General features: G+C 72.2%; 16 protein-coding genes and 3 pseudogenes. 12 read left to right on the forward strand and 7 right to left on the reverse strand.

All coding sequences use genetic code 11. The features are described from left to right. Both GPA10_RS13740 and GPA10_RS13745 read left to right on the forward strand, forming a co-directional pair. Complete coding sequence (locus GPA10_RS13740) at positions 1 to 1209, forward strand: LLM class flavin-dependent oxidoreductase (RefSeq protein WP_058850577.1); 1209 nt, start codon at positions 1 to 3, stop codon at positions 1207 to 1209. An 89-nt stretch (positions 1210 to 1298) separates the two neighbouring features. Further along, a complete protein-coding gene (locus GPA10_RS13745) occupies positions 1299 to 2396 on the forward strand; it encodes an FAD-dependent oxidoreductase (protein ID WP_343040790.1) in 1098 nt (365 codons plus the stop codon). 9 nt (positions 2397 to 2405) lie between these two features. On the opposite strand, the gene GPA10_RS13750 is transcribed toward GPA10_RS13745, so the two are convergent. From GPA10_RS13750 to GPA10_RS13770, 5 genes are all read right to left on the reverse strand, one after another. Next, positions 2406 to 3539, reverse strand: coding sequence for a hypothetical protein (locus tag GPA10_RS13750; protein ID WP_157165744.1), 1134 nt, complete (start codon positions 3537 to 3539; stop codon positions 2406 to 2408). Further along, positions 3523 to 4437, reverse strand: coding sequence for a sigma factor-like helix-turn-helix DNA-binding protein (locus tag GPA10_RS13755; protein ID WP_343040792.1), 915 nt, complete (start codon positions 4435 to 4437; stop codon positions 3523 to 3525). The genes GPA10_RS13750 and GPA10_RS13755 overlap by 17 nt, the downstream gene beginning before the upstream one ends. A 300-nt stretch (positions 4438 to 4737) precedes the next feature. Continuing rightward, a complete protein-coding gene (locus GPA10_RS13760; protein ID WP_157165745.1) occupies positions 4738 to 6144 on the reverse strand; it encodes a S8 family peptidase in 1407 nt (468 codons plus the stop codon). 136 nt (positions 6145 to 6280) lie between these two features. Continuing rightward, on the reverse strand, positions 6281 to 7123 hold the full coding sequence (gene mltG / locus GPA10_RS13765) for an endolytic transglycosylase MltG (RefSeq protein WP_058850572.1): 843 nt from the start codon (positions 7121 to 7123) through the stop codon (positions 6281 to 6283). Positions 7124 to 7199: 76 nt separating this feature from the next. Continuing rightward, entirely contained in the window at positions 7200 to 9002 is a 1803-nt protein-coding gene (locus GPA10_RS13770) for an ABC transporter ATP-binding protein (RefSeq protein WP_157165746.1), read from the reverse strand. A gap of 114 nt (positions 9003 to 9116) precedes the next feature. Between GPA10_RS13770 and GPA10_RS13775 the strand changes: the two genes are divergently transcribed. The 3 genes from GPA10_RS13775 to GPA10_RS13790 all read left to right on the forward strand — a co-directional run bounded on the left by GPA10_RS13775 (position 9117) and on the right by GPA10_RS13790 (position 14494). Further along, positions 9117 to 9560 carry a MarR family winged helix-turn-helix transcriptional regulator gene (locus tag GPA10_RS13775; protein WP_058850570.1) on the forward strand — a complete coding sequence of 148 codons (444 nt, stop codon included), beginning with the start codon at positions 9117 to 9119 and terminating at the stop codon, positions 9558 to 9560. Positions 9561 to 9708: 148 nt separating this feature from the next. Further along, positions 9709 to 12930 (forward strand): FAD-binding and (Fe-S)-binding domain-containing protein, encoded by a 3222-nt coding sequence (locus GPA10_RS13785; protein WP_246259066.1) that lies wholly within the window; start codon positions 9709 to 9711, stop codon positions 12928 to 12930. A gap of 103 nt (positions 12931 to 13033) precedes the next feature. Further along, positions 13034 to 14494 carry a Gfo/Idh/MocA family protein gene (locus GPA10_RS13790; protein ID WP_157165747.1) on the forward strand — a complete coding sequence of 487 codons (1461 nt, stop codon included), beginning with the start codon at positions 13034 to 13036 and terminating at the stop codon, positions 14492 to 14494. Between the two features lie 125 nt (positions 14495 to 14619). On the opposite strand, the gene GPA10_RS13795 is transcribed toward GPA10_RS13790, so the two are convergent. Next, positions 14620 to 15414: a L,D-transpeptidase family protein gene (locus GPA10_RS13795; protein WP_157165748.1), complete on the reverse strand. Its 795-nt coding sequence runs from the start codon at positions 15412 to 15414 to the stop codon at positions 14620 to 14622. Positions 15415 to 15593: 179 nt separating this feature from the next. Here GPA10_RS13795 and GPA10_RS13800 point away from each other — a divergent pair, with 179 nt between their 5' ends. The 6 genes and pseudogenes from GPA10_RS13800 to GPA10_RS44040 form a co-directional block, all read left to right on the forward strand. Further along, positions 15594 to 17501, forward strand: coding sequence for an ABC transporter transmembrane domain-containing protein (locus tag GPA10_RS13800; RefSeq protein WP_157165749.1), 1908 nt, complete (start codon positions 15594 to 15596; stop codon positions 17499 to 17501). Next, entirely contained in the window at positions 17498 to 19279 is a 1782-nt protein-coding gene (locus tag GPA10_RS13805) for an ABC transporter ATP-binding protein (RefSeq protein ID WP_157165750.1), read from the forward strand. The genes GPA10_RS13800 and GPA10_RS13805 overlap by 4 nt, the downstream gene beginning before the upstream one ends. A gap of 165 nt (positions 19280 to 19444) precedes the next feature. Beyond that, complete coding sequence (locus GPA10_RS13810) at positions 19445 to 20329, forward strand: LysR family transcriptional regulator (RefSeq protein ID WP_157165751.1); 885 nt, start codon at positions 19445 to 19447, stop codon at positions 20327 to 20329. A gap of 162 nt (positions 20330 to 20491) precedes the next feature. Then, positions 20492 to 21547: pseudogene (locus GPA10_RS13815) on the forward strand (tartrate dehydrogenase). A 105-nt stretch (positions 21548 to 21652) separates the two neighbouring features. Next, positions 21653 to 21889: pseudogene (locus GPA10_RS44035) on the forward strand (cation:dicarboxylate symporter family transporter); the annotation flags it as partial. 15 nt (positions 21890 to 21904) lie between these two features. Further along, positions 21905 to 22255, forward strand: a pseudogene (locus GPA10_RS44040) (cation:dicarboxylate symporter family transporter); the annotation flags it as partial. 98 nt (positions 22256 to 22353) lie between these two features. Here the strand turns inward: GPA10_RS44040 and GPA10_RS13825 are convergent. Beyond that, positions 22354 to 23148, reverse strand: coding sequence for a metal-dependent hydrolase (locus GPA10_RS13825; protein ID WP_058850563.1), 795 nt, complete (start codon positions 23146 to 23148; stop codon positions 22354 to 22356). 91 nt (positions 23149 to 23239) lie between these two features. On the opposite strand from GPA10_RS13825, the gene GPA10_RS13830 reads away from it, so the two are divergent. Continuing rightward, positions 23240 to 25783 (forward strand): DEAD/DEAH box helicase, encoded by a 2544-nt coding sequence (locus GPA10_RS13830; RefSeq protein WP_425505739.1) that lies wholly within the window; start codon positions 23240 to 23242, stop codon positions 25781 to 25783. Positions 25784 to 25812: the final 29 nt, after the last annotated feature.

Below are 25812 nucleotides of genomic sequence, written 5' to 3' on the forward strand. Positions count from 1 at the left end.
ATGACCGTCCACCTCCACTGGTTCCTGCCGACGGGCGGCGACGGCCGCACCCTCGTGGACCGGCACGCCTACACCGACGGCGGCATCAAGCGCTCCCGCGTCACACCGGTCAGCGGCGTGCGCGCCCCCGACATCGAGTATCTGGCCCAGATCGCCAAGGCCGCCGAGCAGTTGGGCTTCGAGGCGGTGCTCACCCCGACCGGCACCTGGTGCGAGGACGCCTGGCTGACCACCGTGGCGCTCGCGCAGCACACCGAGCGGCTGAAGTTCCTCGTGGCGTTCAGGCCCGGGGTGATCTCACCGGTGCTCGCGGCCCAGATGGCGGCGACCTACCAGCGCATCACCCGCGGGCGGCTGCTGCTCAACGTCGTCACCGGCGGCGACTCCACCGAACAGCGGCGCTTCGGCGACCACTTGGACCACGACCGCCGCTACGCCCGCACCGACGAGTTCCTCTCGGTGGTGCGCGGGGCGTGGAGCGGACGCCCGTACGACTTCGAGGGCGAGCACTACCGGATCGACGGCGGCCTGACCGCGCTGCCTCCCGAACCGCTGCCGGAGATCTTCTTCGGCGGCTCGTCGCCCGCCGCGGGCCCGGTCGCCGCCCGGCACAGCGACGTCTACCTCACCTGGGGCGAGCCGCCCGAGCAGGTGCAGAAGAAGATCGACTGGATCCGGGGCCTCGCCGAGGCCGAGGGCCGCACGGTGCGCTTCGGCATCCGGCTGCACACCATCTCCCGCGACTCCGCCGCCGAGGCCTGGGCCACCGCCGACCGGCTGCTCGCGGATCTCGACCCGGCCACCATCGCCGCCGCGCAGGAGGCACTCGGCCGCAGCGAGTCGGTGGGCCAGCAGCGCATGCTCGCGCTGCATGGCGGCACCCGCGACGACCTGGTGATCGCGCCGAACCTGTGGGCGGGCGTCGGCCTGGTCCGCGGCGGCGCGGGCACCGCCCTGGTGGGCAGCCACGCCGAGGTCGCCGACCGGATCGAGGAGTACCACGCGCTCGGCATCGACCACTTCGTGCTGTCCGGCTATCCGCATCTGGAGGAGGCGTACTGGTTCGGCGAGGGCGTGATCCCCGACCTCGCGGCGCGCGGGCTGCTGCCGCGCGTCCCGGCCTCGCCGCTCACCGGTGTCCCGGCGGCGAACGGCCGCCCTGCGTCGGCTCCCGGCGGCGCGCCGCTGCTGGTGGCAGGGGGGCGCTGAGCCCGCGGTGTACGCCTGTGGCAGGGGGCGGAACGGTCTCCCCCGAGGAGGGCGGGAAGATCCCGTCCCCTGCCGTAGTTAGTAGAAGCGTGAACGACATCGAGGTACGAGCCGCCGCCCCCACCGAGGTGGACGTGGTGGTGATCGGCGCCGGTCAGGCGGGCCTGGCCGCCGCCTACCACCTGCGGCGCAGGGGTTTCGAACCGGAGCGGGACTTCGTCGTCCTCGACCACGCGCCGCGCCCCGGGGGCGCGTGGCAGTTCCGGTGGCCGTCCCTGACGTACGGCAAGGTGCACGGCATGCACGCGCTGCCGGGCATGGAGCTGACGGGCGCGGACCCCGAGCGGCCCTCGTCGGAGGTCGTCGGGGAGTACTTCGACGCCTACGAACAGCGCTTCGACCTGCGCGTGCGGCGGCCCGTCGACGTGCACCGGGTCGTCGAGGGCGAGGGCGGGCGGCTCCTCGTCGAGACGGACGCGGGCACCTGGTCGACCCGGGCCCTGATCAACGCGACCGGCACCTGGGACCGGCCCTTCTGGCCGCGCTACCCCGGGCAGGAGACCTTCCGCGGCCGGCAGCTGCACACCGCGGTCTACCCGGGGCCCGAGGCGTTCCGAGGGCAGCGTGTGATCGTCGTGGGCGGCGGCGCGTCCGGCACCCAGCACCTGATGGAGATCGCGCCTTACGCCGCCGAGACCTGGTGGGTGACGCGGCGCCCGCCCGTCTTCGCCGAGGGCCCCTTCGACGAGGACCGCGGCCGGGCCGCCGTCGCGATGGTCGAGGAGCGGGTGCGGCAGGGGCTGCCCCCGCTGAGCGTGGTGTCGGTGACCGGCCTCCCGCTCAACGACGCGGTGCGCAAGGCGCGCGCCGACGGCGTCCTCGACCGGCTCCCGATGTTCGACCGGATCACGCCCGACGGTGTGACCTGGGCCGACGGACGCCATGTCGAGGCCGACGTCATCCTGTGGGCGACCGGTTTCCGCGCGGCGGTCGAGCATCTGGCCCCGCTGCGGCTGCGGGAGCCGGGCGGCGGCATCCGCATGGACGGCACCCGGTCGGCGGCCGACCCCCGGGTGCACCTGGTCGGATACGGCCCGTCGGCGAGCACCGTCGGCGCCAACCGGGCGGGGCGGGCGGCGGTGCGGGACATCGTGCGGCTGCTCGACGGGGTGCCGGCCGGGGTGTGACGCGGGCCCTCACCCCGCTTCGGCGTGCGGTACGGGTCGGGCCCGGACGGCGAGGGGTCTCCGGGACGCCGTCGAGCGGGGCGCCGGGCGGGCCGCCGGGGTGGTGAGGAGCCGGATGTGGTTGGTGAAGTCGGCGCAGGGCAGCGGGAGTTCGAGGTCGGGGTCCACATAGTCGACGGCGGACGCGACATAGTCCATGACGACGCGCACGACGGGCGGCCTGGCGTACGGATCGGACGAGCGGGCGTACGGATCGGCCGGCCCGTGGTGCGAATCGGCCGGCCTTGCGTACGGATCGGACGGCCGGGCGCAGTGATCGGACGACCGGATGTACGGGCCGGCCACCCGGTCGGAGACCTTGAGGCGGCCGAGCACCCGCAGCATGGTCGGCACGCTCCGGTCGGTGCGCACGGGCGGGTGGTCGCGCGGGAAGCCCGGCTCGGGCAGTTCTGCGTCCGGCCCGGAGCCGCCGGAGTGCCCCGAGGTGCCGGTGGCCCGCGAACCGCCGGAGTGCCCCGGGGCGCCGGGGGCCCCAGAGCCGCCGGAGTGCCCCGAGGTGTCGGGGGCCCCAGAGCCGCCGGAGTGCCCCGAGGTGTCGGGCGCCTCCGAGGCGCCAGGGGTCTGTGCCCGCCACCACGCCGCCTCATCCCGCTCTCCGAGGGAGGCGTGATGCAGATGGAGGCAGTACGAAGCGGCGGCGTCACCGGCGCCCGCCGCGTACTGCCACCAGAAGCGGGCCGACTCCTCCGCGCCGTTCAACTGCAGGATGCAGCCGATGACCCGGGCCCCGGGCGGCTCGGGCAGCACCCGGGTGAGGAAGACGCGCAGCGAGGCGAGGGACCCGGCGGTCACGACCGCCTCGCACAGGTTCCGCAGGTCGCGCACCGCGTCCTGGGAGGTACTGTCCGCTCCCCCGCTGCGGCCCGCCGCGGCCGTGGCACCCAAAGGGCCCGGCGGTCCCAGGGGTCCGGTGGCGGGCGCGGGGACGGCGGCGGCGCGGTGGGCGTGGCCCGCGACGGTGGACGGGCGCCGCCCGGGGGCCGCAGCGGTGCCGGGCCGGGGCATGCGGACGGGGTCGACCGGGGTGTCGGTCTCGTCCTGGAGCCGGGCGCGGGCGAGCAGTTCGTCAATCGTTCCGGTCACGGGGGTGTCCCTCCTGGAAGGCGGAGCGCAAGCGGCCGTCGAGGTGGCGCCGGGCGTGCCGGGCCGTGGAGCGCACCGTCGCGAGCGGCACGCCGAGCACCGCGGCGACGGCGGTCTCGTCCATGCCGCGCAGATGCAGCAGCACCATGACGTCGAGCTGACCCGCGGGCAGCCGCCGCAGCGCGTCGAAGAGACGCATGGACTCCTCGATCTGTGCGACGGGGTCGTCGGCCGTGCGCAGGGCGAGCGTGTCGAAGGCGGCTTCGAGGAGGGCGGGACTGCCGTCGGGGTGGGGTGTGCGCTCCATGACGGTCTGGCGCAGGATCTGCCAGGCGAACCGCTCGGGGTTGTCACCGGCGAGGGCCTCGTCCCAGAGGAACAGCAGCAGCATGAAGACGTCGTTCACGGCGCGCCGTGCGTCGGGGCGGCGGCGCAGGAAGGTGTGCGCGTACCCGGTGTAGGCGTCGCGGTACAGGTCCTGGAACGCGGCGAAGTGCAGGGGAAGGCGGTCGTCGGCGGACAGGCCGTCCCCCCGCAGGCAGCTGTTGATCCAGATGGTGCGCTTGTTGGCCTCGCGTGCGGCGAGGGCCCACAGGGCGCGCATGTACGCCATCGAAGGGGCGGGCCAGTGCAGCGCGGTGAGCAGGCTGCGGGTGAACTCCCAGCGCGGATAGCGCCCCGCCGCGCGCAGGAGCTCGGATATCTTCGACCGGGACCAGCCCGTCTCGCGCTCGAGATGGCCGATCGTCAGACCGCTGGCCAGATAGGACGCGCGCAGCGGTTCCAGCCAGGCGCGGTGGGCCGGACCGGTTCCGTCCGTGACCGGTCCGAGCTTACGGCCCCGCTTGCCGCGCGGGGAGCCCTCCGAGAACGGCGTCGACATGGGCTTGCCGGTCACCCGGCGCTCCCCTCACCTCGCCCGGCCGGTGGTGGGGCTTCCTCGCCGCCCTGCCCGCCGCGTGGATGTTTCCTGTCTCGCCTGTGCATCAGGCTCCTCATGTGCGTCCGCGTCCGTCTACGTCCGGAGCGGTTCCCTCCGGACGCCCGCGGACGCCCTGGTTTCGGAACCGGGAGCCAAGCATGGAACCTCCACGCGCCCACGGCGACTGAAACTGGCGATCGGGGAACAATCAACGGCGCTTGCTGACTCAAAATGAGGCATGCCAGGACCGGTTGCGGCGGTACGGGCCGACCCGGGTCAGAAGCCCCCCGGGTCCGGGTACAGGGTGTGGAGCAGCTTGTCGGGCACGACCGGCTGGTTGCCCTGGAGCACGCCCGTGGTGGCGTTGTCGACCAGGCCGCGCTTCACCTGCGCCGGTGTGTCCGCGGGGCGCAGGCCCAGGTGGAGCGCCGCCGCGCCCGCGGCGTGCGCGGTCGCCATCGACGTACCGCTGAGCGTGGCCGTGGCGTCGTCGCCGTCCTTCCATGCCGAGGTGATCTGGGCCCCCGGCGCGAACAGCGACACGCACTTGCCGTGGTTGGAGGACGACGTCACACGGTCGGAGCGGTCGCTTCCGCCGACGGTCACCGCTTCGGGCACACGCGCCGGGGAGCCGGCGCAGGCGCCACCCGACTGGCCCGAACTGCCCGCCGAGACGGTGTACGTGACGCCCGACGCGATGGACCCGCGCACGGCCCGGTCGATGATGTCGCTGGCTCCGCCGCCCAGACTCATGTTGGCCACGGCGGGCCGCACGGCGTTCGCCGTCACCCAGTCGACGCCCGCGACGACTCCGGATACGGTTCCCGACCCCTGGCAGCCGAGGACCCGCACCGCCACCAGCCTGGCTTGTTTCGCCACCCCGTAGGTGGTCCCCGCGGCGACCCCGCCGACGTGGGTGCCGTGGCCGTTGCAGTCGTCGCCGTCCTGTCCGTCGCCGACCGTGTCGACGCCCACGGAGGCCCGGACGCCGAACTCGCGGTGCGAGGTGCGCAGTCCGGTGTCGATGACGTACACGCCGACGTCCGGCGCGGTGGTCCGGTACGTGTACGTCGTGGAGAGCGGCAGCCGCCGCTGGTCGATGCGGTCGAGCCCCCAGGGGGCGTTCGGCTGCGTCCCGTCGACCGGGTGTGTCTCGCCGACCGGGTGCGTCCCGTCGACCGGCTCTGTTCCCTCGACCGGCTGCGTCCCGTCGACCGGCTGCGTCCCGGCTGCTTGCGGGGCGGGGGCGTGCCCGGGGGAGGTGCGGGCCCGCTCCCCCGGAGCGTCGAGGCGCACGCGGGTGTCCTGGCGTACGAGGGCCACGCGCGGGTCGGCAGCCGTGCGGGCCGCCTGCGCGCGGGTCATCCGGGCGGAGAACCCGTGCAGCGCGGCCCGGTACACATGTCCGAGCCGCGCGCCTTCGGCCCGCCCGACGAGTTCGCGCGCCACCGCGGGCACATCGGCGGGGGCGGCGCCCGCGGGCTCCTTCAGGACGACGATCCAGCCGTCCGGCACCGCCTCCCCGGCCTTGTCACCACCACCGGAACCGGTGCCGGAACCGGTGCCGGAACCCGTACCGGCATGCGCGCCCGCGCCCGGAGCGACGCCGAGCTGGAGACCCGCGGCGAGCAGCGCGGCGGACAGCGCCGCGCCTGCCGTCCTGCGGCGGGAGGACCTTCTCATCAGCGGTGCACCTGAACCTTTCCTGGACCGTGGGTGGGTCGGGATCATGTGCGGTGCGTGGTGCGTCCGTTGCCTGTGGTTCGGCACAGCGCACGCCAGGGTCTCGCGCGGACCGGGGCGGCACAAGGCCCGCCGCTCAGTGGGCGGCGGCCCGCTGTCCGTTGCGGTTGAACTCCGCCACGTTCCGCTGCTGTTCCTCGTACCGCGCGGTGAACCGCGTGTCCCCGCGCTTCACCGTCACGAAGTACAGCCAGTCCCCCGGTGCGGGGCTGGTCGCGGCGCGCATGGCGGCCTCGCCGGGGTTGCTGATCGGCGTCGGCGGCAGGCCCATGCGGGAATAGGTGTTGTAGGGGCTGCTGATCTTCGTATCGCGGTTGGTGGTCTTCAAGGTGGAGCGGTTGAGCGCGTAGTTGATGGTGGAGTCCATCTGCAGCGGCATGCCCCGGTCCAGGCGGTTGTAGATGACGCGGGCGACCTTGCCCATGTCCTTCTCGCTGTCCGCCTCGGCCTCGACCATGCTGGCGATGGTGACCGTCTGGTAGACGTTCACGGCGTTCCGGTCGGCCCCGGCGGTGACATGTCCCCCGCTGAACTTCTTGTTCGCGGTGTTGACCATGTACGACAGGACGGAGGCGGGCGTCGACTGGGAGCCGATGGGATACGTCGCGGGGAAGAGATAGCCCTCGGGGTTGCCGCCCGCGTCGCCCGGCAGCTTGAGGTCGGTCTTGGAGACGGTCTGCTTCGTGGTGCCGGGCCGTACCTTGAGGGCCTTGTCGACGGCCGCGTACACCTGGCCGGAGCGCCAGCCCTCGGGGACGGTCAGCGTCTTGGGCCGGGCCTCGTCGTCGGGCAGCAGCAGCGGCACCGCCACGGCGGTGGCCGCCGCCGCGGTACCGATGGCGATCACAGCGATCCAGCCCCGGCGCGTCAGCCGGATCGCGCTCCGTTTCGTTCCCCCTGGCGGGGTCGTGGTGTGCATGCGGGCACGCTAACCCGACATTCATCATATTTCCTGTACATATGGGTCCGGGTCCTGTACGGCTCGCCCCACTGCCCTACGTCACCGGCTCCAGTTGCGCGTCCCTGCGCACCAGGGCGGCGTACCGGCCCCCTCGGGCGAGCAGCTCGGCGTGGGTGCCGCGCTCGGCCATCCGGCCGGAGTCCAGGACCACGATCTGGTCGGCGTCGCGGACCGTCGACAGGCGGTGGGCGATGGTGAGCGTCGTCCGGTTGGCCGACAGGGCGTCGATGGCCTGCTGCACGGCGTGCTCCGTGCGGGTGTCGAGCGCGCTGGTCGCCTCGTCGAGGATGAGGACGGGCGGGTCGCGCAGGATCGTGCGGGCGATGGCGAGGCGCTGCTTCTCGCCGCCGGAGAAGCGGTGGCCGCGCTCCCCGACGACCGTGTCGTAGCCGTCGGGCAGGGCCGCGATGTGGTCGTGGATCTGGGCCGCGCGCGCCGCCGCCCGCATCTCCTCGTCCGTGGCGTCCGGCTTGGCGAAGCGCAGGTTGTCCGCGACCGAGGCGTGGAAGAGGTAGGTCTCCTGGGAGACGACGCCGACCGCGCGGGCGAGGGTGTCGAAGTCCAGGTCGCGCACGTCGACGCCGTCGAGCGTGACCCGGCCGCCGCTCACGTCGTACAGCCGGGGCACCAGGTGGCTGAGGGTGGACTTGCCGGATCCCGTGGGCCCGACGACCGCGAGGCTGCTGCCCGCGGGCACCGTGAGGTCGATGCCGTCGAGCACGGGGGCGCCCTGCTCGTCGTACCGGAAGTCCACGTTCTCGAACCGCACCTCGCCCTTGACCGTCTCCAGGCGGACGGGTCCGTCGCGTTCGGTGATGTCGATGGGCAGGTCGAGGTACTCGAAGATGCGCTGGAACAGGGCGAGTGACGTCTGGATCTGCACACCGGTGGACAGCAGGCTCACGGTCGGCCGGAACAGGCCCTGCTGGAGCGAGACGAAGGCGACGAGCGTGCCGATGGAGACGGTGGGGCCGCCGAGCTGGAGGGCGAGACCGGCGCTCCAGTAGATGACGGCGGGCATCGCCGCCATCACGATGCTGATCACGGCCATGCGCCAGCGCCCGGCCATGTTGGAGCGGACCTCCAGGTCCACGAGCCGCTCGGACTCCTCCCCGAAGGACCGTGTCAGGGAGTCGGAGCGGCCCATCGTGCGGCCGAGCAGGATGCCGCTGACCGACAGCGACTCCGTGACCGTGGCCGCCATCGCGGCCATCTGCTTCTGGCGTTCGGTGGCTATCTTCTTGCGCTCGCGGCCCACCCGCCGGCTGATCCACGCGAACACCGGGAGCAGCAGCAGCGAGACGACCGTGAGACGCCAGTCGAGGGCGAGCATCGCGACGACCGTGGCGACCACGCTCGTCAGGTTCGACACCAGGGACGTCGCCGTAAACGTGACGGTCGCCTGCATGCCGCCGATGTCGTTGGCGATGCGGGACTGGACCTCGCCCGTGCGGGTGCGCGTGAAGAAGGCGAGGGACATGTGCTGGAGGCGTCCGAACACGGCGGTGCGCAGATCGTGCATGACCTGCTGGCCGACGGTCGTGGAGATCAGCGTCTGAAGGACGCCGAAGACGCTGGTGACGACCGCGCTGAGGACCATGCCGAGGGCCAGCAGGCTCAGCAGCCCCGTGCGGCCCTCGGGGATGGCGGTGTCGAGGATCTCCTTGAGGAGGAAGGGCGTGGCCACCGAGACCAGGGACGCGGCACAGACCAGCAGGCCCACGAGGGCGAGGCGGCCGCGGTAGGGACGGAAGAGGCGGAGGATGCGACGCAGCTGGTGCGGCTGCTCGGGGTCGTCCGTGGCGCCGGGACCTGTGGCGCGTTCGTCGTGACGCATGGGCTCCTACGGGAAGGCGAGAGGGGCCGGGCGCGGCGGACCGGCGATGACTATAGGAGCATAGCTCATTGTTACCTATGCTCACAATGTACGAGGTCCTGATACCGTTCCCCCATGAGCACACCGGACACCGACGGACTGCTGGCCGAGCAGCTGCTGCGGCTCACCCGTCGGCTGCACCGCATCCAGAAGCGCCATCTGGAGCCCGTCGGTGTCACGCCGGCGCAGTCCCGCCTGCTGCGCACCCTGTCGTCCTACGACACACCGCCGCGCATGGCGGACCTCGCGCAGCGCCTGGAGGTCGTCCCGCGCGCCGTGACCAGCCTGGTCGACGGCCTGGAGGGGGCGGGCCTCGTGCGCCGCGTGCCCGACCCCACCAACCGCCGCGTCATCCGCATAGAGCTCACGGAGGGCGGGCGCGAGGCCCTCGGCCGACTGCGCGGCGCGCGCCGGGCCGCCGCGGAGGACATCCTGGCTCCGTTGGACGCCGCTCAGCGCGAGCAGCTGGGCGGGCTGCTCGACGCCCTGATCGACGCGCCGGATCAGCCGCACTGCTGAACGGGGGTCTCCGCCGGACCCACCGGACCCGCCCGAACTCGCCAAACCCGCCCGGACCCGCCGGACCCGCCGGACCCACCCGAACCCGCCGGACCCGCCTGAACCCGCTGAACCCGCCGGAACCCGCCGAACCCGTTGAGGAGAGGCCATGCCCCTGCTGGAGCCCGACCCCGAAGCCCTGCGCCCCGCCCCCGACGGCCGGGCGGCGTCCTCCGACCGGGTCCCCGACGCCCTGGCCGGCGGCACCCCCGCACCGCTGCGCGACGACCTGGCGGCGCTCCTCGGCCCCGGCAAGGTCCTGAGCAAGGTGTCCGACCTGGTCCGGTACGCGTCGGACGCGAGCCCCTACCGCTTCGTGCCCCAGGTCGTGGTCGTCGCCGAGGACATCGACGACGTGTCGGCGGTCCTGTCGTACGCACATGGCCGCGGCCGCGAGGTCGTCTTCCGCGCCGCGGGGACCTCCCTGAACGGCCAGGCGCAGGGCGAGGACATCCTCGTGGACGTACGGAAGCACTGGGCGGGCGTCGAGGTGCTCGACGGCTCACGGGGCGGGAGCGGGGACGGGGGCGGGCTGCTGGAGCGCACCGGGAGCGTCGACGATGCGGAAGGCGCCGCGGAGCCGCAGCGCACCAGGAGCATCGGCGGCGCGGAAGGCGCCGCGGAGCCGCAGCGCACCGGGAGCGTCGACGGTGCGGAAGGCGCCGAGGGGCCGGAGCGCACAGTCCGCGCGCGGATCGGCCCCGGCACGACGATCGTGCGCGCCAACGCCACCCTCGCCCGGCACGGCCGCGTCCTCGGCCCCGACCCGGCGAGCGCGATCGCCTGCACCGTCGGCGGCGTCGTCGCGAACAACGCCTCCGGCATGACCGCGGGCACCACCCGCAATTCCTACCGCACGGTCGCGTCCCTGACCTTCGTGCTGCCCTCCGGCACGGTCGTCGACACGGCGGACCCCGACGCCGACGAGCTCCTCGCGCACGCCGAACCCGCCCTGTGCGCGGGCCTTCTGGAGATCAAGCGCGAGATCGAGGCCGACCCGCGCCTCACCGCCCGCATCCGCGCGAAGTACGAGATCAAGAACACCAACGGCTACCGCCTGGACGCGTTCCTCGACGGCGCGACGCCCGTACAGATTTTGCGCGGCCTCATGGTCGGCTCCGAGGGTACGTTCGGCTTCATCTCCGAGGTCGTCTTCGACACCCTCCCACTGGACCGGCGGGTCTCCACGGCCCTGCTGTTCTTCCCGTCCCTGCCCGCCGCCGCGGCCGCCGTGCCCCGGTTCAACGACGCGGGCGCGCTCGCCGTGGAGCTGATGGACGGCAACACCCTGCGCGCGTCGGTCAGCGTCCGGGGCGTCCCGGCCGACTGGGCGCGGCTGCCCAAGGACACGGCCGCGCTCCTGGTGGAGTTCCGCGCGCCGGACGAGGCCCGGCAGACGGCCTACGAGGCGGCGGCCGCCGAGGCCCTCGACGGACTCGCCCTCGTGGCGCCCGTGGCCTCGGTGAGCAACGCGTTCACCCGCGACCCGAGGACGATCGCGGGCTACTGGACGGCCCGCAAGGCATTCGTGACGGCCGTCGGCGGCACCCGCCCCGCGGGCACGACACTGATCACCGAGGACTTCGCCGTCCCTCCGTCACGCCTCGCCGAGGCCTGCGAGGCACTCCTCGAACTCCAGACCCGGCACGGCTTCGACGCCGCCGTGGCCGGCCACGCCGCGCACGGCAACCTGCACTTCCTGCTCGCCTTCGACGCGGGCCTGCCCGCCGACGTGGACCGGTACGCCGCGTTCATGGACGAGTTCTGCCGGCTGACCGTCGAGCGCTTCGACGGCTCACTGAAGGCGGAGCACGCGACGGGCCGCAACATCGCGCCGTTCCTCGAACTCGAATGGGGACCGCGGGCGACGGAGCTGATGTGGCGCACGAAGCAGGTCATCGACCCGGACGGCGTGCTCGCGCCCCGCATCGTCCTCGACCGTGACCCGCGGGCCCATCTGCGCGGCCTGAAGACGATCCCGAAGGTCGAGGCGATCGCGGACCCGTGCATCGAGTGCGGCTTCTGCGAACCGACGTGCCCCAGCGAGGACCTGACGACCACACCGCGCCAACGCATCGTGCTGCGCCGCGAGATGATGCGCCAGGAACCCGGTTCACCGGTCGAGGACGAGCTCGTCGACGCGTACGGGTACGACGCCGTGGACACCTGCGCGGGCGACTCCACCTGCAAGCTCGCCTGCCCCGTAGGCATCGACACCGGCGCCCTGATGAAGGACTTCCGGCGAGCCAGGCACTCCCGGCGCGAGGAGCGGGTGGCCGCGCTCACCGCACGGCACTTCAAGGCGGTCGAGACCTCGGCGCGGCTCGCGGTGGCCGCGGCGGAGAAGCTGGGCACGGTCCTCGGCGGTGCCCGCGGGGCCCGTGAGGCCCGTGAGGCCCGTGAGGCCCGTGAGGCCCGTGAGGCCCGTGGCAACCGTGACGCCCGTGGCAACCGCGGGGACCGCGTCCTGACCGCCGTCACCCGCGCCGCCCGCAAAGTGGTGCGCCCCGATCTGGTCCCGGAGTGGCTGCCGGAGATCCCGGGGCCGGCCTCCGCCGCGCTCCCGCACACCGCGCGCGCAGGCGCGTCCGCCGTCTACTACCCGGCGTGCGTCAACCGCATCTTCGCCGGCCCCGGCGACGTCTCCCTCGCCCAGGCCGTCGTCGCGGTCTCGGCCCGCGCCGGGAAACCCGTGTGGATCCCGGGCGACGTCACGGGCACGTGCTGCGCCACGATCTGGCACTCCAAGGGGTACGAGGCGGGGAACGCGGTGATGGCCAATCGCATCGTCGAGGCCGCCTGGGCCTGGACCGCGGGCGGAACCCTCCCCCTGGTCGTGGACGCCTCGTCCTGCACGCTCGGCATCGCGCACGAGGTCGTGCCCCACCTCACCGCCGACAACCGCGCACTGCACCAGGAGCTGACGGTCGTCGACTCGGTGGTGTGGGCCGCCGAGGAGCTGCTGCCGCACCTCACGCCGCACCGCCGCGTCGGCTCCGCCGTCCTCCACCCCACCTGCTCCATGCGCCACTTGGGCGACGAGCCCCACCTCGTCGCCGTCGCCGAGGCCTGCGCGGACGAGGTCGTGGTGCCCGACGACACCGGCTGCTGCGCCTTCGCAGGAGACCGCGGGATGCTGCACGAGGAACTCACCCGGTCGGCGACCCGCAAGGAGGCCGCGGAGGTGACGTCCCGCCACTACGACGCGCATCTGTCGGCGAACCGGATGTGCGAGGTGGGGATGGACCATGCCACGGGGCGGCGCTACCGGTCCGTCCTGATGGAGCTGGAGTGGGCCACGCGGCCCGGCGAGCAGCACCGCGCCACCTGACGAAAAGTCCAACTCTCCGGCCGCTTCGATCTCTTGCGCCCCGCTCGTACCGCCATCAGGGTGGCTTCCGCCCACTGGTAGGCACCGCGATGACGGAGGTCCGATGCACGACGAGAACGCGACACCGGCAGCCGAAGAGTCCACCGACGAGTCCACCGACGGTCACTCACGGCGTACGGTCCTCCGCACGGCCGGACTCGCCGGGGCGGGCCTCGGCCTGGGTGCCCTCGGCTCCACCGCCGCCCACGCGGACGCCCCGGCCGGAGTTCCGGCCGGGACCGCGGCGACCACCGCCGAGGCCCCGGCAGCCCAGGGCAGGACGATGATCGGCGTACCGTTCCAGGCCCGCTCCACCGTGCGCGTCGGCATCGTCGGCCTCGGCAACCGCGGCGGCAGCATGATCGATCTGTTCCTCGCGCAGCCGGGCGTGCGCGTCGTCGCGGTCTGCGACCCGGTCAAGGACAAGACGGCCAAGGCCGCGAAGAAGGTCGTCGCCGCGGGGCAGCCCGCTCCCGCGACGTACTCCAACGGCGACCACGACTACGAGAAGCTGTGCCGCCGCGGGGACATCGACTTCGTGTACGTGGCGACGCCCTGGGACACGCACTTCGCCATGGCGAGGACGGCGATGCTGAACGGCAAGCACGTCGGCGTGGAGTGTCCCGCCGCGCTGCGCCTCGACGAGCTGTGGCAGCTCGTCGACCTGTCCGAGCGCACCCGCAGACACTGTATGCAGCTGGAGAACTGCTGTTACGGCAAGAACGAGATGCGGGTCCTGCGGATGGCGCACGCGGGCAAGTTCGGCGACCTGCTGCACGGCGCGGGCGCCTACAACCACGACCTGCGCGGCCTGATGTTCGACCCGAAGTACTACGAGGGCCCGTGGCGGCGGCTGTGGCACACGCGCCTGCGCGGCGACCTCTACCCGAACCACGGCTTCGGTCCCGTCGCCAACTACATGGACGTCAACCGCGGCGACCGCGCCACCCACATCTCCAGCTTCGGCACCCCCTCGCTCGGTCTCGCCGAGTACCGCAAGGAACACATGCCGCCCGGCGACCCGAGCTGGAAGGAGACGTACATCGAGAGCGACCGCACCATCAGCCTCGTCCAGACCGCCAAGGGCCGCGTGATCCGCCTGGAGCACGACGTGTCCACACCGCACCCCTACAGCCGCGTCAACAGCCTCGGAGGCACCAGGGGCGTCTTCGAGGACTACCCGGAACGCATCTACATCGAGCCCGACCACACGGACGACGCATGGGGCGACTTCGGCAAGTACGCCGCCGAGTTCGACCACTGGCTGTGGAAGGAGCACGCCAACCCGCCCGGCGGGCACGGCGGCATGGACTACCTCATGGTGTTCCGCCTGATGCAGTGCATGCGGCTCGGACTCGTACCGGACTTCGACGTGTACGACGCTGCCACCTGGACGGCGCCGGTCCCGCTCAGCCACGCCTCGATCAAGGCCAAGGGCGCGCCGCAGGCGATCCCGGACTTCACCCGCGGTCTGTGGCGGAAGGCACGGCCCGGCATGGACTCGGAGAAGCCGAAGGAGTCCTGACCGGGCGGGGTGGGGCCCCGGACCGTCCGGCCACCGGGGCCGCGCCCCACTCCCGCGGCGCAGTACCGCGGGGCCGTATCGCGGGGCGGCCTTCAGTCCCGCGGGGCAGTACCGCGGGGCAGCCTTCAGTCCCGCAGGGCCGCCTTGTCCCCCATCACCACGACCGGGTGCTGCTTCGGGTCCAGCGTGCGCAGCAGATACCGCATGCCGGACTTCGACAGGCTCACGCATCCCGACGTGCCGCCGCCGTGGTCCATGTGCAGCCAGATGCTGCCGCCCTTGGCCTGGCCCTGCGGGCGCGTGGGGTCGTTGGGCGGGGTGCCCTTGACGCGGTTGTAGTCGATGGCGATGACGTGGTCGAAATCGTGCCAATGCGTCTTCGGCCAGTAGCGCGGGGCCTGGAACGACGACGACTCGGTGTACGGCAGACCGGAGCCGCGGGAGGGGTCGGGGTCGGCGAGGACACCGCCCGCGTCGCTGAGCGTGAACACGCCCACGGGGCTGCGCTTGTCGTTCTCACGGTGGTCGAGGGCCCAGCCCCTCTTGCCGTTGTGTGCGGGCCAGCTGCGCTCCCTCTTCCAGGTGGCGGTCTTCCCGCCCGCACCTGCGGCGGCCCTCGTGTAGAGCACCACCGTCGCGTCCGGCAGGTTCCTGCTCCGGCCGTAGACGGCCACCACCTGACGGGAGTCGCGGGGGATCCGCGACTGCAGCCGGTCGCCCACATCGGGGATGCGCCGGAGATCGGTGGCGCGCGCGTCGGTGCCGTCCGCCCCCTCCCTGCCTCCTCTGCCGTCCTTGCGAACGCCACTGCCGTCGCCGAAGCCACAGGAGGCCAAGGATGTCAGCAGGACGGAGCAGACCGCTGTCGCTGCCGCCGTACGCACCACTCCTGCTATACGCACCACTCCTGCTATTCGCATGGGCCCCATGGTCGCACCGGGGCACGGGTGCGCCGTGCTCCGTGCCGCGCGCCGCTCCGGGTAATGGCCGACTCTTTGCCCGGTGCCGAAAATTCGTTTGCTTCGGGCCACCGTACGAGGCGAACCTTTCACGGTTTGTTACCTCCGTCCGCTCTTTCCGCTCCGTCCGCTGGGACATCATGCACATTCGCGACCTTCCGTACGCCGACCCGGGCGAGCCCGATGCCCGCTCCGGCCCCCGATTCCTGCTCTGGCTCGGCCGCAACCAGCTCGGTGGCCAGCTCAGGTCGCTGTGCTGGGGACTGCTGCACTTCCTCGGCATCGCGGCAATGCCGTACACGGTGGGACTCGCGGTGCAGGCCGTCGTCGACGGCTCCGGCACCCGCCTCGCCGTCTCCGGCGGTGTGATCCTGCTGGCCGGTGTCGCCGTCACGCTCGGCGACACCATGCTGCACCGCACCGCCGTCACCAACTGGATCACCGCGGCGGCCCGCACCCAGCAACTGCTCGCCCGCAAGACCTCGGTCCTCGGCGCCGCGCTCACCCGGCGGGTCGCCGCGGGTGAGGTCGTGGCCGTGTCCACGGGCGACGTCGAGAAGATCGGCTGGTTCGTGGAGGCGCTGTCACGGTTCGCGGCGGCCGCCCTCACCGTGCTCGCGGTCTGCGTCGGCCTGCTGGTGTACCAGCCCGCGCTCGGCGTCGTCGTCGCCGTCGGCATCCCGGTCCTGGCCCTCGCCGTCCTGCCGCTCCTTCCGCGCGCCACGCGCCGCGCCGACGTCCAGCGCGAGAAGGCCGGGCGCGCCACCGAACTGGCGGCGGACACCGTCGCCGGGCTACGGGTGCTGCGCGGCATCGGCGGCGAGGACCTGTTCCTCGACCGCTACCGGCGCGCCTCGCAGGAGGTGCGCACGGCCGCCGTGCGCAGCGCCCGCATGTGGGCGGTGATCTCGGCCACCCAAGTACTCCTCCCGGGACTGCTCCTGGTCGCTCTCGTCTGGTACGGGGTCCACCTCGCCGGCGAGGGCCGCATCACGGTCGGCGAACTCGTCACCGTCTACAGCGCCGTGATGCTGCTCAACTACCCGCTGCGGCACTTCGAGGAGATCGCGATGGCGTACTCCTTCTCCCGCCCCTCGGCGAAGCGCGCGGCACGGGTCCTTTCGTTGGAGCGGGTGGCGGAGCCGGCTCCTGCACGGGCCGACGACCTGTCGACGGGCGGCGCGCGGGACGGTCGACTCGTCGTGCCCTCCGGTGATCTCCAGGACCCCGCCACGGGTCTGCTCGCCCAGGCCGGACGCCTGACCGCCGTGGTGTGCGGCGACCCGGACGCGGCCGGGCGGCTCGCCGAACGGCTCGGCGGGCACCCGGCATGCGAAGAGGCCACGGGTCTGCCGTCCGTCCGTCTCGGCGGCGTACCGCTGGACGGCCTGCCTCTCGACACCGCCCGCACCGCCGTCCTCGTCCAGGACAAGGACCCGGTCCTGCTGTCCGGAACCCTGCGCTCCCTGCTCGACGTACCGGCGTCCGGAGCCGTGCGTCCACGGCAGGCCCTGGCCGCCGCGCAGTGCGGCGACGTGCTCGACGCACTCGTCCAGGGCTCGGTCGGGGACGACCCCATGGACGCGCACCTCACCGAGCGCGGGCGTTCCCTCTCCGGCGGCCAGCGCCAGCGCCTCGCGCTCGCCCGGTCGCTGGTCACCGACCCCGAGGCCCTGGTGCTCGACGAGCCGACGTCCGCCGTCGACTCCCACACCGAGGCACGCATCGCCGACGGCCTGCGCGCACTGCGCTCCGGCCGCACCACCGTGGTCCTCACCTCCTCTCCGCTGCTCCTCGACCGCGCCGACCGCGTGGTGTTCCTGCACGACGGCCAGGTCACCGCGGTCGGCGAACACCGCGACCTGATCGTCACCGAACCCCGGTACCGGGCCGTCGTGACGCGCGAGACGGACCACGAGACGGCCGCGGCAGCCACCGCGGTCGACAGCATCATCGACACCGCCCTCGGCACCGCCATAGGCGTGGACATGGGCGTCGACACGGGCGTCGACATGGGCGTCGACATCGACATCGAGGAGTCCGCATGATCGGCCTGGCGCCACCGGCGTACGATCCGGCCGCCCCCACCGCCGCGGAGACGCTGCCCGTCGGAGGGCCCGCCACCGTGCGGTCCTACGTACGTGAGCTGTTCCGCCGCCACCGGCGCGCCTTCCTGCTGCTCATCGGCGTGAACACGCTCGCGGTGACCGCGTCGATGGTGGGCCCCTACCTCCTCGGCGACGTCGTCGAGAACGTCTCGGACGGCTCCCGCGAGCTGCACCTGGAACGCACCGTCGCGCTGTTCGCCCTGGCGCTCGTCGTGCAGGCTCTCTTCGTGCACCAGGTACGGCTGCGCGGGGCGGTCCTTGGCGAGCGCATGCTGGCGGACCTGCGGGAGGACTTCCTGGTCCGGTCGGTCGGGCTGCCGCCGGGTGTCCTGGAGCGCGCGGGCACCGGTGACCTGCTGTCCCGGATCACCACGGACATCGACCGGCTCGCCAACGCGATGCGCGAGGCCGTGCCGCAGCTGGCCATCGGCGTGGTGTGGGCGGGTCTGCTGGTGGGCGGGCTCGCCGTGACCGCGCCACCGCTCGCCCCCGCGCTGCTGCTCGCCGTACCGCTCCTGGTCGTCGGCTGCCGCTGGTACTTCAAGCGGGCGCCGTCCGCATACCGCTCCGAGGCCGCCGGCTACGCCGCCGTGGCCGGAGCCCTCGCCGAGACCGTCGACGCGGGCCGGACCGTGGAGGCCCACCGCCTCGGGGCGCTCCGCGTCGAGCAGTCGGAGCAGCGCATCAGGGAGTGGACGGCCTGGGAACGCTACACGCTCTATCTGCGGTCGGTCCTCTTCCCCGTCATCAACGCCACCCACATCATCGTGCTCTGCTCGGTCCTGATGATCGGCGGCGTCTTCGTCCTGCGGGGCTGGATCGGCGTCGGCCAGCTGACGACGGGCGCGCTCATCGCGCAGATGCTCGTCGACCCGCTGAACATCATCCTGCGCTGGTACGACGAGATGCAGGTCGCGCACGTGTCCCTGGCGCGCCTCGTGGGCGTGCGGGACATCCAGCCCGAGGCGGGCGACGACTCCGTGCGGCCCGAGGGGCGTGACGTCCTCGCGGACGACGTGCACTTCGGCTACCTCGAGGGCGTCGACGTACTGCGTGAGGTGTCCCTCTCCGTCCGGCCCGGGTCGCGGGTCGCACTCGTCGGTCCGTCCGGCGCGGGCAAGTCCACCCTTGGCCGGCTGCTCGCGGGCATCTACGGACCCCGCACCGGCCGGGTCACACTCGGCGGCGCCGAGCTGGCGCGGATGCCGGCGGAGGACGTCCGCGCGCACGTGGCGCTCGTCAACCAGGAACACCACGTCTTCGTGGGTTCCCTCCGCGACAACCTGCTGCTCGCCCGGAACGGCGCGGACGACGCCGAGCTGTGGGCCGCCCTCGGCGCGGTCGACGCCGGGGACTGGGCGCGCGCCCTGGAGGACGAGCTCGACACCGAGGTCGGATCGGGCGGTGTGGCTCTCACCCCGGCGCAGGCGCAGCAGATCGCCCTGGCCCGACTGGTGCTCGCCGACCCGCACACCCTGGTCCTCGACGAGGCGACCTCGCTCCTCGACCCCCGTGCGGCACGCCACCTGGAGCGCTCGCTGGCCCGCGTCCTCGACGGCCGCACGGTGGTCGCCATCGCCCACCGCCTGCACACCGCCCACGACGCCGACGTCATCGCCGTCGTCGAGAACGGCCGCATCAGCGAACTCGGCAGCCACGACGAACTGGTAAGGGCCGACGGGGCGTACGCGGCATTGTGGAGGTCTTGGCACGGGTGAGGCGGGGCGCCGACGCTGTATCCCTGCGGGGCTCCGCCGCAGTGTCCCGGCGGTGCCCCGACGCGGTATCCCGGCGGGGCACCGACGCAGTGTCCCGGCGGGGCGCCCGCGCAAGGCGGAGGTGGGGCGCCGGGTTCCGGGTGCCCCACGGGCAGGATGGCCGTCATGGACATCCGGCAGCTCGAGTACTTCCTCGCGATCGTCGATCACGGTGGGTTCAACCGGGCGGCGACCGCCCTGTACGTCTCCCAGCCCGCGCTCTCCCAGGCCGTGCGGGCCCTGGAGCGGGACCTGGGCGACAGCCTGTTCCACCGCATCGGCCGCAGGGCGGTGCTCACCGAGGCGGGCACGGCGTTGATCGAACCGGCCCGTGCCGCCGTGCGCAGTCTGGCGACCGCCCGGTCCTGCGTCGCAGCCGTGCACGAACTGCGCGAGGGCCGGCTCGATGTCGCCGCGATGCCTTCCCAGGCTGTCGAGCCGCTCACCACGATGATCCGTGCCTTCAGCGACCGTCATCCCGGGGTGACGGTCAACGTCCGGGCCGCCTTCACCTGCCGTGACGTCGTCGACATGGTCCGCACCGGAGCCGCCGAACTGGGCCTGCTCGCCACATCGGGGCCGCTTCCCGACAAGGAGGTCGTCTCCCATGCCGCGGGCGAGCAGCGCTTCGTCCTGGTCACCCCGCCCGACGGCCCGTTTCCCGGGGTCCGGTCGATCGGCTGCGAGGAACTGGCCGGACAGCGACTGGTCGTCGGTCAGCGGGGCACCGGCATGCGCGCGTACGTCGAAGGGCTGCGCGAACGCGGAATCGACATCACCGTCGCGGCGGAGACCGAGCACCGGGTGGCGATCCTCCCCCTCGTCCTTGCCGGGGTCGGGCTCGCCGTGGTCACCGAGTCCTGGCGCACGATGGCCGCGCAGGCGGGAGCGCTGGTCGTGGACATCGAGCCGCGGACGACCTTGCGGATCGCACTGGTCAGCCGCCGCACAGGGCTGTCGCCTGCCGCCCGCACGTTCGTGACCCGCGCGCTGGACGCCATCAAGAGCTGAACGAGAAACCGACGGGCGCGACAGACACGACAGCCGTGGCAGGCATGACAGTCGTGGCAGGCGTGACAGCTGCGACAGGCAGACTGCTGATAAGCCTGCCTTATAAGGCAGATCGAGACGGCGACTTGGACGGTCCGGCGACCCGATTGCTGCAATCGGCGCATGACCCGCTACCACATCGCACTCGTCCCCGGCGACGGCATCGGCACCGAAGTCCTGCCGCCCGCCCAGCAGGTCCTCGACACCGTCGGCGCCCGTCACGGCGTCGCCTTCTCCTACACCTCCTACGACTGGTCCTGCTAGCGATACCTCCGTGAGGGCGCGATGATGCCCCCGGACGGCCTCGACCAGCTGCGCGAGAAGGACGCGATCCTCCTCGGTGCCGTCGGCTACCCGGGCGTGCCCGACCACGTCTCCCTGTGGGGGCTGCTGATCCCGATCCGGCGCGGCTTCCGCCAGTACGTCAATCTGCGGCCGATCCGGGTCTTCGAAGGAGTCGACAACCCGCTGCGCGGTGCCGCCGCCCACGAGGTGGAGTTCGTCGTCGTACGGGAGAACGTCGAGGGCGAGTACAGCGAGATCGGCGGACGGCTCAACCGTGGCACCCCCGAGGAGATCGCCGTTCAGGAAGCGGTCTTCACCCGCGCGGGAGTGACCCGCGTCCTCGACTTCGCCTTCGATCTCGCGGCGCGGCGCGGCGGAGTCCTCACCTCGGCGACCAAGTCCAACGGCATCGTGCACACCATGCCGTTCTGGGACGAACTCGTCGCCGAGCGCGCCACCGTCCATCCCCAGGTCTCCTGGGACCAGGAGCACATCGACGCGCTCGCGGCGAAGTTCGTCCTCGACCCCGCCCGCTTCGATGTCGTCGTCGCCTCGAACCTGTTCGGCGACATCCTCAGCGACCTCGCCGCCGCCGTCGCCGGCTCCATCGGGATCGCGCCGGCCGCCAACCTCAACCCGGAGCGCACCCACCCCTCGATGTTCGAACCGGTCCACGGCTCCGCCCCCGACATCGCGGGCCGCGGCATCGCCAACCCCCTCGGCGCCGTCTGGTCCGCGGCCATGATGCTCGACCATCTCGGACACCCGGCGGCGGCCAAGGACGTCACCGACGCGATCGCCGCGGTCCTCGCCAAGACCGACGTCCGCACACCCGACCTCGGCGGCACCGCGACCACCGCCGAATTCACCGACAAGCTCCTCGAACTGCTCTGACCGTTCCCACGTCCCGGCTGTGTCCACGTTCCCCGACGAGGAGAGACGAGGAGAAACGCCATGGCAGCGACCACGTCCCCCACCCCCGACCCCGCCTCGGGCCCGATGCCCGGACCCTCCCCCGCGCCGGCTTCCGTCCCCGTCCGCCCGCCGTCCAGGCCCTGGTACCGGCAGCTCTACTTCTGGGTCCTCACCGCGATCGTCTGCGGCATCCTGACCGGCTGGCTCCGGCCGGACGTCGGCGTCGGCCTGGAGCCGGTGGGCGCCACCTTCGTGTCCGCCATCAGGATGCTCATCACGCCGATCGTGTTTCTCACCGTCGTCGGCGGTATCGGAGGTGTCGACAGCCTGCGCCGCGCCGTCATGGTCCTCACGTCCAAGGGCTCGGGCGGCGTCACCGGCGCCGGGTTCATCGCCCTGGCCGCCACGCTCTCCAGCGTCGGCACCGTGCCCGCCGCCGGCATCATGCTGATCTTCGGCATCGACAAGTTCATGTCCGAGTGCCGCGCCCTGACCAACCTCGCCGGCAACAGCGCCGCCACCCTTCTCGTGGCCCGCTGGGAAGGCGCCCTCGACACCGCCCGCGTCAGCCGCGTCCTGCGCACCGGCGTCCCCGAACCAGCCGCGGACCCCGAACCGGAGCCCACCCCACCACCGGGCCACAGCGGCCACGACACCGGCTCCGCGCCGGCCCTGGCCAAGACATGACGGAGCGGCTGCGCCGGGTAGGCCCGGAGCGTCCCCGGACCGATCCCACCACCCCAGACACCCCAGACACCCCAGACACGCCAGACGCCTCAGACGCCTCAGATGAAGTTGAGCGCCGCCGCGCCTCCCACGCCGCCGAGCAGCATGAACACCGGCATCAGGACCTTCAGCTCGACCCAGCTCCCGGCCCGGAACCGCATCATGCGCGGCGGCCCGATGGGGTACCAGCGACGGCGTCCGATCGGGATGGGCCACAGGATCGGGCAGCCGGAGACCGTCAGCGCGTCCCCGATGTCGTGCACCAGCGCACCGAGCACGATCGGCAGCCCCAGCCACAGGTACTCCTGCCCCGGCGCCGTGAACAGCCAGTCCGACCCGTTGCCCGGCTTGTCCAGCACACCCGCCATGATCCATGCGCTGGTCGCGGCGAGGAGCCAGACGAGCACATCGCTGCTCGACCCGCGCGCGGCCCGCCACAGCAGCCCTTCGATGGCGAGCACCATGTGTACGAAGAGCAGTGCGAGCACCGCCCAGCGACCCCCGACCACCGCGAGCACCGACGCGCCCGCACCGATCAGCACCGCCCAGACCCAGGTGTGCGTGAGCGTGCGGTGACCGCCCGAACGGCGCGGGTCGCCCGGCTTGCGGGTCGACCGGTACACGGCGTACGAGAGCTTGTCGACGATCTCGCACAAGCCGCGCGAGAGCGGACCGAAGGCGCGCGAGATGGTCGCCGACTTGTGGTCGAGGTCCGGTGCCAGCGCCGCCCCGGCGCAGATGAGCGCTCCCACGAGGAGCACCGGCCAGGGCATCGAGTGCCCCGCGGCGGCCGCGGCGGCGCCGATTCCCAGCCAGGCCGCTGCCCCCGACAGAGAGTGTGCCGGTCCCATCATTGCTGCCGCCCGCCCCATTTCCGTTGTCCCTGAGCCCCGTTGGCGGACCAGCGTATCGTTCGTGATCTTCGTGCTGCCGTCCGGTTCCCTGATCGGGTCGGAAGGGAGGCAAGATGGGGGTGTGACCCTTATCGATCAGCTGCCGCAGGATGCCGACCCCGATGCCCTCTTCGAAGCCTTCTCGTCGTGGGCCGAAGGGCAGGGCATCACTCTCTACCCGGCCCAGGAGGAGGCGCTGATCGAGGTGGTCTCCGGCGCAAATGTGATCTTGTCGACACCCACCGGGTCGGGCAAGAGCCTGGTGGCCGCCGGAGCGCACTTCTCCGCGCTGGCCGCCGACAAGGTCACCTTCTACACCGCGCCCATCAAGGCACTGGTGTCGGAGAAGTTCTTCGATCTGTGCAAGCTCTTCGGAACCGAGAACGTCGGCATGCTCACCGGCGACGCCTCCGTGAACGCCGACGCGCCCGTGATCTGCTGCACCGCCGAGGTCCTCGCCTCCATCGCGCTGCGCGACGGCAAGGACGCCGACATCGGCCAGGTCGTGATGGACGAGTTCCACTTCTACGCGGAACCGGACCGCGGCTGGGCCTGGCAGATCCCGCTGCTCGAGCTGCCGCAGGCACAGTTCATCCTGATGTCGGCCACGCTCGGCGACGTCTCGATGTTCGAGAAGGACCTCACCCGCCGCACCGGCCGTCCCACGTCCGTGGTCCGCTCCGCGACCCGCCCGGTCCCTCTTTCGTACGAATACCGCCTCACCCCCATCACCGAGACCCTGACCGAGCTGCTCGAGACCAAGCAGGCGCCGGTCTACATCGTGCACTTCACGCAGGCGCAGGCCGTCGAGCGGGCGCAGTCGCTCATGAGTATCAACATGTGCACGCGCGCCGAGAAGGACCAGATCGCCGAGCTGATCGGAAACTTCCGCTTCACCACCAAGTTCGGCCGCAACCTCTCGCGCTACGTCCGGCACGGAATCGGCGTGCACCACGCAGGCATGCTGCCCAAGTACCGCCGTCTCGTGGAGAAGCTCGCCCAGGCCGGCCTCCTGAAGGTCATCTGCGGCACGGACACCCTCGGTGTCGGCGTGAACGTGCCCATCCGCACGGTGCTGTTCACGGCGCTCACCAAATACGACGGCAACCGTGTGCGCACCCTGCGCGCGCGTGAGTTCCACCAGATCGCCGGCCGCGCCGGTCGCGCGGGCTTCGACACGGCTGGCTTCGTCGTCGCCCAGGCGCCCGAACACGTCATCGAGAACGAGAAGGCGCTGGCCAAGGCCGGCGACGACGCGAAGAAGCGCCGCAAGGTGGTGCGCAAGAAGGCTCCCGAAGGCTTCGTGGGCTGGACCGAGACCACCTTCGAGAAGCTCATCGCCTCCGATCCCGAGCCGCTCACGTCGCGTTTCCGCGTCACGCACACGATGCTGCTCTCGGTGATCGCCCGGCCCGGCAACGCCTTCGAGGCGATGCGCCGCCTCCTTGAGGACAACCACGAGCCGCGCAAGCAGCAACTGCGCCACATCCGTCGCGCCATCGCGATCTACCGCTCGCTGCTCGACGGGGGCGTCGTCGAGAAGCTCGACGAGCCGGACGCCACCGGCCGCATCGTGCGCCTGACCGTCGACCTCCAGCAGGACTTCGCTCTCAACCAGCCACTGTCGACCTTCGCCCTCGCCGCGTTCGAACTGCTCGACCCCGAGTCGCCCTCGTACGCCCTCGACATGGTCTCCGTCGTCGAGTCCACCCTCGACGACCCGCGCCAGATCCTCGCAGCCCAACAGAACAAGGCGCGCGGCGAGGCCGTGGCGCTGATGAAGGCCGACGGCGTCGAGTACGAGGACCGGATGGAGCGACTTCAGGACATCACGTACCCGAAGCCCCTGGAAGAGGTCCTCTTCCACGCCTACAACACCTACCGCACCAGCCACCCGTGGGTCGGCGACCACCCGCTGTCCCCGAAGTCCGTGATCCGGGACATGTACGAACGAGCGCTGTCCTTTACGGAGTTCACGTCGTTCTACGAGCTGGCCCGCACCGAGGGCATCGTCCTGCGCTACCTCGCGAGCGCGTACAAGGCGCTGGAGCACACCATCCCGGACGACCTGAAGTCCGAGGATCTCGTGGACCTCATCGCCTGGCTCGGTGAGATGGTCCGCCAGGTCGACTCCAGCCTTCTGGACGAGTGGGAGCAGCTTGCCAACCCCGAGGTCATGACGGCCGAGGAAGCGCAGGAGAAGGCCGATCAGGTCAAGCCGGTCACGGCAAACGCCCGCGCCTTCCGCGTCCTGGTCCGCAACGCGCTCTTCCGCCGCGTCGAACTCGCCGCCCTGGACCACGTCGAGGAACTCGGCGAGCTGGACGCCGAGTCCGGGTGGGACGCGGACGCCTGGGGTACCGCCATGGACAAGTACTGGGACGAGTACGAGGACCTGGGCACCGGCCCCGACGCGCGCGGCCCCAAGCTGCTGCGGATCGAGGAGGACGCGGAGCACGGTCTGTGGCGCGTCCGGCAGACTTTCGCCGACCCGAACGGCGACCATGACTGGGGCATCAGCGCCGAGGTCGACCTCGCGGCCTCGGACGAAGAAGGCCGCGCCGTCGTCCGGGTCACGGACGTCGGCCAGCTCTGAGCTTGCCGATCCCCTGGACAGGAGTCGAA

The sequence above is a fragment of the Streptomyces typhae genome (assembly GCF_009755605.1).
GTDB classification, from domain to species: domain Bacteria; phylum Actinomycetota; class Actinomycetes; order Streptomycetales; family Streptomycetaceae; genus Streptomyces; species Streptomyces typhae.

Bases quoted from the DNA above. Each gene is read 5' to 3' on its own strand.
- GPA10_RS13760 (WP_157165745.1), bottom strand. From the start codon at position 6,144: ATGAGAAGGTCCTCCCGCCGCAGGACGGCAGGCGCGGCGCTGTCCGCC.
- GPA10_RS13790 (WP_157165747.1), top strand. From the start codon at position 13,034: ATGCACGACGAGAACGCGACACCGGCAGCCGAAGAGTCCACCGACGAG.
- GPA10_RS13775 (WP_058850570.1), top strand. From the start codon at position 9,117: ATGAGCACACCGGACACCGACGGACTGCTGGCCGAGCAGCTGCTGCGG.
- GPA10_RS13770 (WP_157165746.1), bottom strand. From the start codon at position 9,002: ATGCGTCACGACGAACGCGCCACAGGTCCCGGCGCCACGGACGACCCC.
- mltG (WP_058850572.1), bottom strand. From the start codon at position 7,123: ATGCACACCACGACCCCGCCAGGGGGAACGAAACGGAGCGCGATCCGG.
- GPA10_RS13785 (WP_246259066.1), top strand. From the start codon at position 9,709: ATGCCCCTGCTGGAGCCCGACCCCGAAGCCCTGCGCCCCGCCCCCGAC.
- GPA10_RS13805 (WP_157165750.1), top strand. From the start codon at position 17,498: ATGATCGGCCTGGCGCCACCGGCGTACGATCCGGCCGCCCCCACCGCC.
- GPA10_RS13740 (WP_058850577.1), top strand. From the start codon at position 1: ATGACCGTCCACCTCCACTGGTTCCTGCCGACGGGCGGCGACGGCCGC.
- GPA10_RS13795 (WP_157165748.1), bottom strand. From the start codon at position 15,414: ATGCGAATAGCAGGAGTGGTGCGTATAGCAGGAGTGGTGCGTACGGCG.
- GPA10_RS13825 (WP_058850563.1), bottom strand. From the start codon at position 23,148: ATGATGGGACCGGCACACTCTCTGTCGGGGGCAGCGGCCTGGCTGGGA.
- GPA10_RS13800 (WP_157165749.1), top strand. From the start codon at position 15,594: ATGCACATTCGCGACCTTCCGTACGCCGACCCGGGCGAGCCCGATGCC.
- GPA10_RS13810 (WP_157165751.1), top strand. From the start codon at position 19,445: ATGGACATCCGGCAGCTCGAGTACTTCCTCGCGATCGTCGATCACGGT.